We start from the raw sequence: 12,725 nt of genomic DNA, 5'->3' as shown, positions 1-12,725 counted from the left end.
CGGTTTCATTCGTGCTTTGCCGAATTTGCAAGATGCGGTAAAGTCTCGGAAATACCCGCTTTCATAACGTCGTCACTAACACTGGTAAATACATGAACCTTCGTCACATCCTGTTCGTACCTGCCGCACTGGCCGCCGCCGGCGCGGGCTTCGCCGCCGACCGTTTGACCGTCACCGTCACGCACAATCTGGATGCGGCGCGTCCGTCGGAGACGATCACCATCCCCTGGACCGAAGTCAATCGCGTGCTGCCAGGCGCGCTGCTGCAGCATATCGAAGTGAAAGACGCGGCCGGCCGTGTGCTACCGTACCAGGTCACCAACGTCGCCCCACAGGCCAAGGACCCGAAGAACGTCGGCATCGCGTATGGTGACCTGATTTTCCAGCATAACTTCGCCGCCGGTGAAAAGAAGGCCACCTTCACCGTCGAGAAGATCGAAGCGATGGCGCCGCCCTTCCCGAGCAAGGTCTCGGCCCGCTACATCCAGGAACGGCTGGACGATTTCGCGTGGGAGAACGATAAGGTCGCGCACCGTACCTACGGCCCCGCGCTGGCCGCGCCGGCGCCTGAAGGCAGCGGCAAGGAAGTGCTGGTCACGAGCGGCATGGATATCTGGCACAAGCGCGTCGCCTATCCGATCGTCGACCGCTGGTACAACAAGGGCCACGACCATTATCACCACGATGAAGGCGAAGGCATGGACATGTACAACGTCGGCAAGTCGCGCGGCGCTGGCGGCACCGGCATCTGGGATGGCAGCAACCTGTTCACCAGCGTGAACTACGCCAAGTGGAAGGTCATCGCCAACGGCCCGGTACGCGCGATCTTTGAATTGAACTACGACGCCTGGGATGCCGCCGGCACCAAGGTTTCCGAAGTCAAGCGCTTCACGGTCGACGCCGGCCACTACTTCGACCAGATCGAAAGCACCTTCACCTTTACCGGTCCGGAGCAGCTGACCGCCGCCGTGGGCCTGAACAAAACGCCAGCCGACAAAGGCCAGGAAGCCGTGGTCAAGCCGTCGACCGTGCCGGCCGACCGCTCGATGCTGCAGTGGGTCGAGCAGAAATCGAACGGCGCCTTCGGCACCGCGATCATCGTGCCGACCGCCGATGAAAAAGGCTACGCCGAAGACAAGCTCAATCAGCTGATGCTGGCCAAGGTCGTCTCCGGCCAGCCATTGCGCTACTACGTGGGTTCCGGCTGGACCCGTGGCGGAGACTTCGCCACCACTGAAGACTGGCAGAAATACGTGGCGGCGCATGCCGCGCGCCTGCGCGCGCCGGTCAGCGTCACGCTGGGCACAAGCAAGTGAACAAGTAAGTAAGCAATGCACTTTAACCCGGGCACTCCTTCCCTGCCAGTGGCAAGCCGTCTCTCCTCGGCGACGCTGCTGGCAGGGTTTTCTATTCTGGCGTTGGCCGCCTCCGGTCATGCCCAGTCAGCGGCGGTGACAGACACCTGGCGGCTGGCTTTCGGTGGCGGCAAGCCGTCGTCCGGTTACATCGCCGTGCAGCCGGATATGGACTACGACGAAAAGCGCGGTTTCGGCTTCGAGCCGGGCGCCGTGGTGCGCAATGTCGCTGCACACTCCGGGCACCTTACCGCCGACAAACCCTTTTTCTTTTCCGTCGATCTGCCCGAAGGGAACTACAACGTCACCATCACCTTTGGTGGCGGCGACGCTGCGTCGAATACGACCGTCAAATCGGAACTGCGCCGGCTGATGCTGGAGAACGTATCGACCGCGCCGGGCGCCACGCTCAAACGTACCTTCACCGTCAACGTCCGCACGCCCCGCATTCCGGCCGGCGACGGCATCGCCGCCGGCGGCGTCAAGCTGAAGGCGCCGCGCGAGACCGTGCAGGAAGCCTGGAACTGGGACAAGCGCCTGACCTTGGAAATCAACGGCGCCAACCCGGCCATCAGTGCGATCGAGATCGTCCCCGTCAAGGCGCCGACGCTGTTCCTGCTGGGCGACTCCACCGTCTGCGACCAGCCGGGCGAACCGTATAGTAGCTGGGGACAAATGCTGCCGCGCTTTCTCAAGCCGGGCATCGCGGTCGCCAACCACGCCGAATCCGGCGAGACCTACCGCGATTCTCTGGCGCGCCGCCGGCTGGACAAGGTCGTCAGCGCCATCCGGCCGGGCGACACGGTCCTGATGCAGTTCGGTCACAACGACCAAAAACAGATCAAGGAAAACAAAGGTGGGCCTTTCACCACCTACAAGGACGAGATCCGTGCCCACGTCGATGCCATCCGCGCGCACGGCGGTATTCCGGTCATCGTGTCGTCGATGGAGCGTCGTAATTTCGACGCCGCCGGCAAGGTCGTGCCATCGTTGCGGGACTACGCCGACGCCGCGCGCGAATCCGCGAAAGAGCTGGGCGTCGCCTTCATCGACCTCAATGCGATGAGCAAACCGTTCTACGAGGCGCTGGGCCCGGAGCTGTCGAAGAAAGCCTTCGCCGAGCCGCAGCCGGGCCGCATCGACAACACGCACCACAACAACTATGGCGGCTACGAACTGGCGCAGGCCGTGCTGACCGGCATGCGCCAGAGCGGCCTGCCGGTCGCCGCCTTCATCGCGGACGGCTACGGCAATTTCGATCCATCTCATCCCGACCCGGTGGCTTCGTTCTCTGTCCCGGCCAGTCCCACCTTCACCAACGAACGCCCGCTGGGCGACGAGGCAAATTAATAGCATGAAAATCACGCGGCAGCTGGCCGTTGGCTTAACGCTGGCGGTCGCCAGCTTCGCGTCCCAGGCGGCCGACGCCTACGTCTTCGCCTACTTCACCGGCAACGGTGAGGATGGTCTGCATTTCGCCGGCAGCGCCGACGGCTACAAATGGGACAAGCTGGGCGGCGGCCGCAGCTTCCTGGCGCCGAAGGTGGGCAACTCCAAATTGATGCGCGATCCCTGCATCGCGCGCGGCCCGGACGGCACCTATCACATGGTCTGGACCTCGGGCTGGAACGAGAACAACATCGGCTACGCCTCGTCCAAGGACCTGGTCCACTGGTCGCCGCAGCAGCAGGTGCCGATCATGGCGCACGAACCTGGCTCGCTGAACGCCTGGGCGCCGGAGATCGTCTACGACGACAAGCGCGGCGAGTTCCTGATCTTCTGGGCCTCAACGATACCTGGCCGATTCCCCGCGACCGACGGCTCGTCGGAGGAAAAATACAACCACCGCATGTACTACACGACGACGCGCGACTTCGTCACCTACGCGCCGACGAAGCTGTACTACGATCCGGGTTTCAGTGTGATCGACGCCAGCTTCGTGCGCGCCAACGGCAAGAACTACCTGATGGTCAAGGATGAGACGCGCAACCCGCCGAAGAAATATCTGCAGATAGCGTCGGCGCCGGACTTGAGAGGGCCGTTCGGAAAACTAAGTGCGCCGATCACGCCGCCGGGCTTGTGGGTGGAAGGTCCGACTGCGCTCCAGATCGGCCAGGACGTCATCCTCTACTACGACGCGTACACCACCAAGCATTACGGCGCCATGCGCTCGCGCGACATGGTGAAATGGGAGGATGTCACGGCGAAGATGCAATTCCCCGACGAAGGCACGCCATTGCGGCTGCGCCATGGCACGGTGATCGCCGTGCCCGGGGAAGTGCTGGGCAAGTTGAAATCCGAACCGCGCTAACGCATGCGTCCCGGTGCCGCATGCATGGCCGATTACGGCGTTCCGCCTAACCCTCGTTATTTCGCCAACAACTGCAACGAACTATCATTGATCTCGAACTTGTGCGTCTTCAGCATCGTGATCACCTCCGCTCCCGCCAGCAGCACCGGCCCGTATCCATGCGCCGCATACACATTCACCGGACGATAAGCATAGAACGCCGGATCGAATCCCATCCCCGTCCCCACGCAAACCCCTTCCACCTGCCCCTTTGCATTGACCTTGGTCGCCACCGCGTTCCACGCCAGCATGACGGCGGGCGCATACGCCATCTTGTCGATGTAACCCTTGTTAATCGCCCGCGCCATCGAATACGCATAGATCGCCGTTGCCGACGTCTCCAGATATGTATCGTTCCGGTCCAACAGCTGATGCCACAGACCCGTGCCGTCCTGATACGACGCCAATCCCTTGACATGCGCGCGCAACTGCTTCAGCACCATCGGATATCCCTGATGACTCTTGGGCAGCACATCGAGCAGCTCCACCAGCGTCATCACCGCCCAGCCGTTCGCTCGGGCCCAATGGAATTCAGGATGCACCTCCATCCCCTGCACCCAACCGTGCATGTAGATGCCCTTCTGCTCATTGAACATCCGCTTCGAGAACTGCTCCACCTGTTTGACCGCATCGTCATAGTAACTCGCGTCGCCGGTCAGCTTGCCCAATTGCGCCAGCGCCGGAACCGCCATGAACAGATCGTCCAGCCACAGCGTATCGACCTGCGGACGCACGCGGCCCAGGGTGCCGTCCTTCAGCCGATGCTCCTTGGTGCGGATGAAGGTGATGCAGCTATCCAACAGCGGTTTGACGTCGGCCTGCAACCCCTCCTGCTTGGCCTTGACGATGGCCGCGCACACCGCGCCGATATCGTCCAGCGCATGCGGCTCCAGCATACTGCGCACCGGCGACTTGCTTTGCGGGTTGGACTTCTTGCGCGCCAGCGTGGCCGGCGCCATATCGGCCAGCAGCGTCAAACGCTTGTTCACATATTCCTTGTAACGCTTGTCGCCGGTGGCGGCGCCCGCCGCCAGCATACCGGCATAGGTGACGCCCCACTCGTAGCTGGTCAGGCGAAAATCGCCAGGCGCCAGCACGGTGTCGTCGTCCATCCGACTGAAATCGGTGATCTCCTTTTTTGTCTTGGCGTTGATCGCCTGCGCGGGCGTGGCCGCGTCCAGATACGTGAACACCCGGTTCAGCACCTTGTTGACGTCATCGATCGACGGATTGCCGTATGGGGTGGGATAGTCGGCCTTCATCAGGTGCAGCGGCGCGGTCATGTCGTTGGCCGGCTTGGTCTCGGCCCAGGCCTGGCAGGCCAGCGGCAGCAACATGGCGGCGATGGCGGTTCGTTTCAGCAAAAGCTTAACTTTCATATGATGTGTCTCGTTGTTGTTAATGTTTTAGATAAGCTGCCAGCGGATTGCCTGGCAGGGTTTTAAGGGCATCGACCACGCGCGCGGCATTGAACTGCGCGCCGGCTTCGTTGGTATGCGTGCGTGCGTCGGAAAAATAGCCGTTGACCGCGCTGGCGCCGGCCTTGCGGTAAGCGTCGCCGACCACCATCGTCAGGTCGGCAAACAACGCGCCACCTTTGCGCGCCACTTCCTCGTCCCATTGCGCATAGTTCGCGAAGTCGCGACCCTGCTCCCACACGTCGCGGTGCGGCACCGGCGACAGCAGGATCACGGTCGCCCCCTTGGCTTTGGCGTCGGCGACGTAGCGCGCCATGTACCAGCCGAAGGTATGCACTTGTTCCTTGCTGCCGTCCGGGCGCGTGTCCTCGACCGTCTCCGGGCCGGTGCCAGGCCCCGAACCGCGATTTTTACCGGCGGGATCGCCAATGCGGGCGCCGTCGTTATGGCCGAACTGGATAGCGACGAAGTCCCCGGCCTTCAACTGCGCCAGCACCTTGTCCCAGCGCCCCTCGGTAAAGAAGGTACGGCTGCTGCGGCCACCGATCGCGTGGTTGACGACATTGATCCTGTCGGTGTCGAAGTGCGACGCGATGCGCTCCCCCCAACCGACCGCGCCGTTCGTTCCGCCGCTTTTGACGGTCGAATCGCCCACCAGGAACAGACTGGGTAGCGACGGATCGCGCGGCTTTTCGCCGGCGACCTTGTTGGCGTCGATCACAGGACGGTCATCCTCGGCGGCGGGAACGGCCTGGCCGGCGGCGTTCAGCGCCGTCATGACGACCGGCGTCCGCAAGGCCTTGAGACCAGCGACCACGGCACGGGCATTCAACTCGGCGCCGGCCAGATTGGTGTGGGTCTGCTCGTCCGGCGTCACCACCGGGAACATCTTCATCACCTCGTCGCGGCCCATGGCGTCGTATTGGCGGGCGATGATGCCATTCAGGTCGATGAAGCCGACCTTCTGCTGACGCGCCACCTGTTCGGCCCAGCCGGCGTATTCGTTCTGGCTGCGCCGTATCTTGCCATCCTCGCCCCAGCTCTTACGCGGTATCGGCGAGCAAATGACGGCGGTGGCGCCGCGCGCCTTGATGTCTGCAACGAAGGTGCGCAGATACCAGCCGTAGCTGTGGACTACTTCACGCTCCCCGGTCATCAGGTTGTCGATTTCCTCCACCTCCTCACCAATGCCCTTGATGGTGCCGCGCGCACGGACGTTATCGTTGACCGGCCCCGCATCGTTGTGGCCGAACTGGATCAGCACCACGTCGCCCGCCTTGACGAAGGCCAGGCTGCGTTGCCAATGTTTGGTGGTCAGATAGGTGCGGCTGCTCAGGCCACCGATGGCGCGATTGACCACGTTGATCTTGGCCGGGTCGAACATCGTGGCGAGCGGATTACCCCATCCCCATTGGCCTGCCGCGCCTTTGCCCTGGCCGTCGTCCTTGCCATTGCGGACCGTCGAATCGCCGATCAATATCAGCGAAGGCAGGTTCGGATTCGCCGGCTCCGGCAGCACCACCTGCGCGTTGCGGGGATCGGTGTTGACGGCCGGCGGCGGCGTCTGCGCCGACGCCGCCGAGGAAGCGACGACTGCTGCGGCGCAGCACAATTTAAGGATGAAAGCAAGGTATCTGTTCATGGCGCCAATTCTATGCGAGGATTTTTCGAGGCTTGTACTTTGAGCTTAAAGAATCAGAAAAATGAGCAATGTCCGCATCGGTATGAGCAGACAATCGTAACCTTTCAACCTGTTTTGAGCCATCGATGATTATCAAGATCCTGATTTGCGCAGCCATGATCCTCTCCAGTAGCGCGCACGCGCAGATCGGCAAGCGTTTTCCGTCCGAGCGCAAGGTGGTCAAGGACCCGGTCACGGGCACCATGCTGACCTTCCTGACCAGTAAGCCGAACGGCGACTCCAAAATCTATCCCACGCATCCGCAATGGACGTCGGACGGCAAATGGCTGGTGTTCCGCTCCGCGCGGGTCAAGGGCGAGGCCATGGCCGTCAACGAGGAAACCGGCGACCTGGTACAGGTCACGGAGGGCGGATACGTCGGCATGTTGAACCTGGCGCGCAAGTCGATGAAGCTCTACTTCATGCGCAAGGACGCCGATGCCAAACGCATGCAGTTCGTCGAAGTCGATCTGGCGGCGCTGCTGGCCGACAGCAAGGCCGGCAAACTCAAACCCGCCGACGCCTACCAGCGCATATGCGGCACCACGGCGCCGGAATTGGAGGCCGGCGGCGACATGGCGCTGGACGCCGACGAGGAATGGGCCTATTTCCGCACCGGTCCAACCGAGGCGGTGAAGCACCTGGCGCCGGGCGTGAAGATCGAACCGGCTTTCGGCCCACGCCGCATGGGTGCCGGCCCGAACGGGATTTCGCGCATGAATGTGCGTACCGGGGAGGTCAAACATGTGGTGTCGGTGCCTTTCCAGATCGGCCATATCCAGGCGAACCTGTGGAATCCGGGCGAGATCGTCTTCTGCTGGGAGACTGGCGGCAAATCGCCGCAGCGCACGTGGACGGTGAAGGCCGATGGCAGCGGCCTGCGGCCGCTCTATCCCGAGGCGCCGTATGAATGGGTGACGCACGAAGCGGTGATCTCGAAGGATGAGGTGGCGATGGCGATCATGGGGCACCGGCCCATCGCCGAGGGCGGCGGCGGCGTTGGCGCCCCGGCGACCGGTGTTCAGGGCGCGAATCCCGGCCAGGACGAGGGCTGGGGCATCACCGGCACCCGCGAGAAACCGAGTGGCCTGGCGATCGTCAACCTGCGCACCCGCGAGATGACGATAGCCGGGCAGACGCCGTCCGGCAGCGGTTTATGGCACGTGCACGGATCGTCGGATGGACGCTGGGCGGTGGGGGATGATTTCAGCCGCAGCGTTTATCTGATCGACCGCAAGACGCGCGAGATGATGATGCTGACCACCGGGCACAAAACCACGGCGGCCGACCATCCGCACCCGACGTTCAACGCCGAAGGCACGCGCATACAGATTCAATCGGCGATGTTGTCGGAGGATGGGCGCAGCATGAACATTTGCATCGTGCCGGTGCCGGAGGCGTGGCTCAAACGCTAACGGCGGCTCAATCCAACTCCACCAGCTCCACGCGGCGCAATTCATACGGCGCCCCCTCGAGCTGAAAACCGATGCGCCCCGACGCCGGCGCGCTCCGCGTGACGCTATTCTGATACACACCATTGATCGTGACCTCAACCCTGCCGTCGCGGCTGACGATATCGCACACATTCCACTCCCCGACAGCCAACTCGCTGTCCGGCGCCGTACGCCCTTTGATACGCGGCTCGGCGCCATGAGCGGATGTCAGCGGCTCCGCAAAGCTGGCGCCGGCCATCGGCAGCAAATCACCGGCGTTCCCGCGCTTGGTCTGCACCTGAAGACTGAGCGGCCACACGCGATCCATCGGACCGTCGCTGATATGAAGCAGGATGCCGCCATTGCCCGGCTTCCCGCTCCAGCGCCACTCCACATGCAGCTTGTAGTTGCGGTAGTTGTTCAGCGTCGCCAGAAACCCCGACGGCTGTCCGGTCGAAGCGATCACACCGCCCGGCAGCATTCTAAACACGCTGTCGATGCCGGCGGCCGGCGACGTCCTCAACTCCCAGCCGCTGAAATCGCGACCGTTGAACAAATCCACCGCGCCGGCCGTCTGGGCGGAAAAAAACAGCAAGGCGGCGCATGCCATCCGATTCATCATCTGATACTCTCTTCACTATGAAAAAAACCCTGATTACCCTGATCCTCGGCGTCAGCGCCAGCCTGGCCGGCGCCGCCCCCACCGTCATCCAGCTTTGGCCCGAGGGCGTGCCCGGAATCAAAGCTGACATAGGCCCTGAAAAAATCGGCGGCGGCTACAACTCCAACGTCAGCGAAGCGACACTGACCATGGTCGGTCCCGCCGTCGACCGTCCAAACGGCACCGCCGTCATCATCTGCCCCGGCGGCGGCTACGTGCGCATGTCCACCGCGCGCGAAGGCGACCAATACGCCAACTGGCTCAGCACCCTGGGGGTGACAAGCTTTGTGCTCAAGTATCGCATGCAGGAGTACGGCCACCCCGCCCCGCTGCAGGACGTGCTGCGCGCGGTCCGCATGCTGCGCTCGCGCGCCGCCGAATTCAATATCAATCCGTCGCGCATAGGCGTGATGGGCAGTTCGGCAGGCGGCCACCTTGCGGCAAGCGCCGGCACGCTGTTCGACAATCCGGCTGGCCGCACCGGCGCCGCCATGGACGCGGTCAGCGCCCGTCCGGACTTCCTGATGCTGATGTATCCAGTCATATCGATGCAGGAGCCGGCAGTCCACGCGGGATCGCGCAAAGCGCTGCTGGGCGCCGCGCCCTCGTCCGAAACGCTTCAGTTGATGTCCCTGGAAAAACAGGTCACCGCCGCCACGCCGCCAACGCTGTTGATCCATACGCAGGAAGATCAAGCCGTCCCGGTCGAAAACAGCATCCTGTTCTACCAGGCGCTGACCAAGGCCAAAGTGCCGGCCGAAATGTATTTGTTCGAGCACGGCGGCCACGGCATGGGCATGCGCGACGGCCTGGGCACATCGTCGCTGTGGCCGCGCCGCGCGGAGGAATGGATGCGCGACCGTGGCCTGCTCACTCAGGCGAAGTAGAACATCGGCTGCAGCGGCCATTCGCGGGGCCGGTTGCCCGGCTCCACCTCCATCAGGTCCGCCATGTAGTCCCACCAGCGCTTCATCACCGGCTGGCCGGGCAACGCCTCGATCTTGTTGTCCGGCGCAAGCTTCAGGACGGCGAACAGGTGCAGCGTTTCCTCGTCGAGGAAGATGGAGTAATCGTAGATGCCGGCCTCCTTCAGCGCGGCCGCGAGGTCCGGCCACAGCACATCGTGGCGGCGCTTGTATTCGTCGACCGTGCCGGGTTTGAGCTTCATCCGGAATGCGCGTGTGATCATGGTTTGCCTTCGTTGGCCATTTTCTTCAGTTCGGCGGCGGCCAGCAGGTAGCCGCCGACGCCATAGTTAAAGCTGGACGCGGGCCGGTAGAACGCCGGCTCCGCGCCGGTCTGCTGGATGCCGCCAAGACGGCCGTCAGCATAGACGTGTTTGATGATGCCGGCCCAAGCCCGTTCAATCACAGGGCGGTAGACTTTGGCGTCCAGATAACCCTTGTTGACGCCATAGGCCATCCCGTACACGAACAACGCCGAGCCGGAAATCTCAGGCAGTGGATAGCTGGCCGGATCGAGCAGACCCGCGTGCCACAGGCCGTCCTTGCCCTGCAAGCTGGCGATGCGGGCCGACATCTCGCGCAACTGCCGCACGTAAAACTGCTTTTGCGGGTCGTTCTCGGGAATGTAGTCCAGCGTGCGCGCCAGGCCGCCGAGCACCCAGCCCTCGCCGCGCGACCAGAAGATCTTCTTGCCATTCGGCTCGCGCTTGGTGATGTAGCTGGCGTCTCGCGCGTATAAATGCTCCTCCTTGTCGTAGAGCAGATCGTAGGTCTTGCGCCATTGCTCGTGCACGTAGTCGAGGTATTTACGCTCGCCGGTGGCCTTGTACATCTTCACCCACACCGGCGGCGCCATGAACAGCGCATCGCACCACCACCAAGGCAACCGTTCGTCGCCCGGCTTCAGCGTTTTGAGGTTGATCAGGATATCTAGCTCGGTCTTGGTCGGGCCGAGACGGGCCGACGAGGGATCGCGCTCGTGCAGTTCCAGATAGGTTTGCGCGACGCTGATATCGTCCGCGTTGGGATACGGCGCGCGCAGCTTCCATTCGAACTGATTCGCCATGGCGAGCATGGCGTCGCGGTATTTCGGGTCGCCAGTGGCTTCCGAGGCGGCCATGAAACCACTGAACAGCACACTGGAGGTCCAGATCCGGTCCAGATGCGGCAGGGTGCGAGCCAACTGCCAGTTGGCCACCTTGCGCAGCGCCTTGTCGATGTCCGCCGCCTGCAATGCCGGCGACAGGTCTGTTGCCATCGGTCCCCCGTCCACTGGCGCATCGCCGAAATGACGGCTGGTGTCTTTGTCGACAATAGCCTGCATGGCGGGAGTCGGAAGCGGATACTGCTGGGTATTGGTGCCGGCGCAGCCGCCGAGCAGGCCGAGCGCCGCCAGAAGCAAATAAGAGGTCTTCATCAAGTCTTGTCCTGTTCTTCAAAACTCTTTTTGGATGGATCTTCCTTGGGCGGCGCCGGCTTGACGACCACGCTGCCCGGCGGCAGGCCGCGCACCGCCGCCGCATCCTCGATGGCGACCGGCTCTTTCAGACGCAGCTTCGTGTCAGTGAATTGCCAGGCTTTGGCATCGTAGATATGGCCGCCCCTCTTCGCTTCGATGTCCAGATTGGCGAGGCTGAAGCGGTCCAGCGGCACTTCCTTGTAGCCGTCAACCTCGAAAGCGGTGGCGGCGCCGGTGGCCTTGATATTCCAGATGCGGACGTCATGGAAGTGCGCGATGCCCTTTTCCCTCGGCACCGGCGTGGCCAGCACCTTCCAGTATGCGGGATAATCCTTGATCTCCTTCGGTATCTCGGCATAGCTGTAGCTAGGATTCCAGTTCATCGTGATGCGGACGACGACGGGCGTGCCCTTCATCGTGAAATCGTGAAGGCGGAGGTTTTCGCCGAAACCGCCGCGCGTGTGCGCCGATTTGAACAGGATGCCGACGGGAACTTTGTCCAGCACCGTGATGTTGTAGGCTTCGATGTTGCGGAAGCCGCCCGCCGTCTCGCTGCCGAATGTCACCCCGGCCGCGCCGTCGCGGACGATGGAGTCGCGGATGATGACGTCCTCGGTCGGGCGGGCGACACGCTGTCCGTCGGAATCGCGGCCGGCTTTCAGGCACAAGGCGTCGTCGTTGACGGCGATGTCGGCGTTTTGCACCAGGATCTTCTTCGACGAGTCGATATCGATACCGTCCGTCGACGGCCCGCGTCCGCCCTCGTTGTTGCGGATGACTACACCATCGACAGTGATATCGGTCGAGTAGCAGATGTGCAGCGTCCAGAAGCCAGAGCGCCGCAACAGCAATCCTCCACCCACCTTCACCTCGGACGAATTGAAGACCTGGATCAGACGCGGACGCCGGGCATCGTAGTCCGACGCCCACCGCAACCCGCGAGGCTCGTAGGTCCTACGCAGGGTCCAATAGCTGTCCCAAAAGATCTTGCCGTCGCCGTCGATGGTTCCCTGGCCGGTGATCGCCGCGTTCTTTTGCTCGTAGACGTTGACCAGCGCCGCCGGCCAACTGATTTCGATACCTGCGATCCGGGTCGGCATGATGGGATAGTCCTCGATCCGCTGCGAGCCAAGGATGGTAACGCCTTTGTCCACCTGCAGAGTAACGCCGGTTTTGACGAAGATCGATCCGCTCAGGTAGGTGCCGGGACTGAGCACCACAGTCCCGCCGTCCCTGGCGGCTGCGTCGATGGCAGCCTGGATTGCCTTGGTGTCAAGGGTGACGCCGTCGCCTTTGGCGCCATAGCTACCGGCGTTGTACGTCTTCGCGCCGGGGGTGGCCATGGCGAGGATAAGGATCGCGGCTGCGGCGAGGCGTATCCACTTCGTTATCTTCATGGTGGT

At 62.8% G+C, this 12,725-nt stretch carries 11 protein-coding genes; 5 read left to right on the top strand and 6 right to left on the bottom strand.

The genetic code is table 11. From position 1 onward, the window contains the following. The first annotated feature begins 92 nt into the window (after positions 1 to 92). The 3 genes from MRBLMU1_RS00195 (at position 93) to MRBLMU1_RS00185 (ending at position 3,666) form a co-directional block, all read left to right on the top strand. Complete coding sequence (locus MRBLMU1_RS00195; protein ID WP_363495237.1) at positions 93 to 1,316, top strand: DUF4861 domain-containing protein; 1,224 nt, start codon at positions 93 to 95, stop codon at positions 1,314 to 1,316. A 135-nt stretch (positions 1,317 to 1,451) separates the two neighbouring features. Further along, positions 1,452 to 2,705, top strand: coding sequence for a rhamnogalacturonan acetylesterase (locus tag MRBLMU1_RS00190; protein ID WP_363495234.1), 1,254 nt, complete (start codon positions 1,452 to 1,454; stop codon positions 2,703 to 2,705). A 4-nt stretch (positions 2,706 to 2,709) separates the two neighbouring features. Then, the gene (locus MRBLMU1_RS00185) at positions 2,710 to 3,666 is read left to right on the top strand and encodes a glycoside hydrolase family 43 protein (protein ID WP_363495231.1); all 957 of its coding nucleotides are present in this window, start codon (positions 2,710 to 2,712) and stop codon (positions 3,664 to 3,666) included. A gap of 56 nt (positions 3,667 to 3,722) precedes the next feature. Here the strand turns inward: MRBLMU1_RS00185 and MRBLMU1_RS00180 are convergent, their stop codons facing one another. Then, positions 3,723 to 5,084, bottom strand: a complete 1,362-nt coding sequence (locus MRBLMU1_RS00180) for a glycoside hydrolase family 88/105 protein (protein WP_363495228.1) — start codon at positions 5,082 to 5,084, stop codon at positions 3,723 to 3,725. A 19-nt stretch (positions 5,085 to 5,103) separates the two neighbouring features. Further along, positions 5,104 to 6,765 carry a rhamnogalacturonan acetylesterase gene (locus tag MRBLMU1_RS00175; RefSeq protein WP_363495225.1) on the bottom strand — a complete coding sequence of 554 codons (1,662 nt, stop codon included), beginning with the start codon at positions 6,763 to 6,765 and terminating at the stop codon, positions 5,104 to 5,106. A gap of 125 nt (positions 6,766 to 6,890) precedes the next feature. On the opposite strand from MRBLMU1_RS00175, the gene MRBLMU1_RS00170 reads away from it, so the two are divergent. After that, on the top strand, positions 6,891 to 8,219 hold the full coding sequence (locus MRBLMU1_RS00170; protein WP_363495222.1) for a hypothetical protein: 1,329 nt from the start codon (positions 6,891 to 6,893) through the stop codon (positions 8,217 to 8,219). 7 nt (positions 8,220 to 8,226) lie between these two features. Here MRBLMU1_RS00170 and MRBLMU1_RS00165 read toward each other — a convergent pair whose 3' ends face one another. Continuing rightward, positions 8,227 to 8,832 (bottom strand): 3-keto-disaccharide hydrolase, encoded by a 606-nt coding sequence (locus MRBLMU1_RS00165; protein WP_363495219.1) that lies wholly within the window; start codon positions 8,830 to 8,832, stop codon positions 8,227 to 8,229. Between the two features lie 44 nt (positions 8,833 to 8,876). On the opposite strand from MRBLMU1_RS00165, the gene MRBLMU1_RS00160 reads away from it, so the two are divergent. After that, positions 8,877 to 9,785, top strand: coding sequence for an alpha/beta hydrolase (locus tag MRBLMU1_RS00160; protein ID WP_363495216.1), 909 nt, complete (start codon positions 8,877 to 8,879; stop codon positions 9,783 to 9,785). Here MRBLMU1_RS00160 and MRBLMU1_RS00155 read toward each other — a convergent pair. From MRBLMU1_RS00155 to MRBLMU1_RS00145, 3 genes are read right to left on the bottom strand one after another with little or no spacing between them, the layout of a single operon-like run. After that, complete coding sequence (locus MRBLMU1_RS00155; protein WP_363495213.1) at positions 9,773 to 10,087, bottom strand: L-rhamnose mutarotase; 315 nt, start codon at positions 10,085 to 10,087, stop codon at positions 9,773 to 9,775. The genes MRBLMU1_RS00160 and MRBLMU1_RS00155 overlap by 13 nt on opposite strands. Then, positions 10,084 to 11,280 carry a glycoside hydrolase family 88/105 protein gene (locus MRBLMU1_RS00150; protein ID WP_363495210.1) on the bottom strand — a complete coding sequence of 399 codons (1,197 nt, stop codon included), beginning with the start codon at positions 11,278 to 11,280 and terminating at the stop codon, positions 10,084 to 10,086. Before MRBLMU1_RS00150 ends, MRBLMU1_RS00155 begins: the two co-directional genes overlap by 4 nt. Beyond that, the gene (locus MRBLMU1_RS00145; RefSeq protein ID WP_363495207.1) at positions 11,280 to 12,719 is read right to left on the bottom strand and encodes a glycoside hydrolase family 28 protein; all 1,440 of its coding nucleotides are present in this window, start codon (positions 12,717 to 12,719) and stop codon (positions 11,280 to 11,282) included. The genes MRBLMU1_RS00150 and MRBLMU1_RS00145 overlap by 1 nt, the downstream gene beginning before the upstream one ends. Positions 12,720 to 12,725 lie beyond the last annotated feature (6 nt).

Origin of the sequence: Burkholderia sp. LMU1-1-1.1 (assembly GCF_040675865.1) — a bacterium.
Taxonomy (GTDB): domain Bacteria; phylum Pseudomonadota; class Gammaproteobacteria; order Burkholderiales; family Burkholderiaceae_D; genus Rugamonas.
This window is presented reverse-complemented; position numbering and strand designations above follow the sequence as displayed.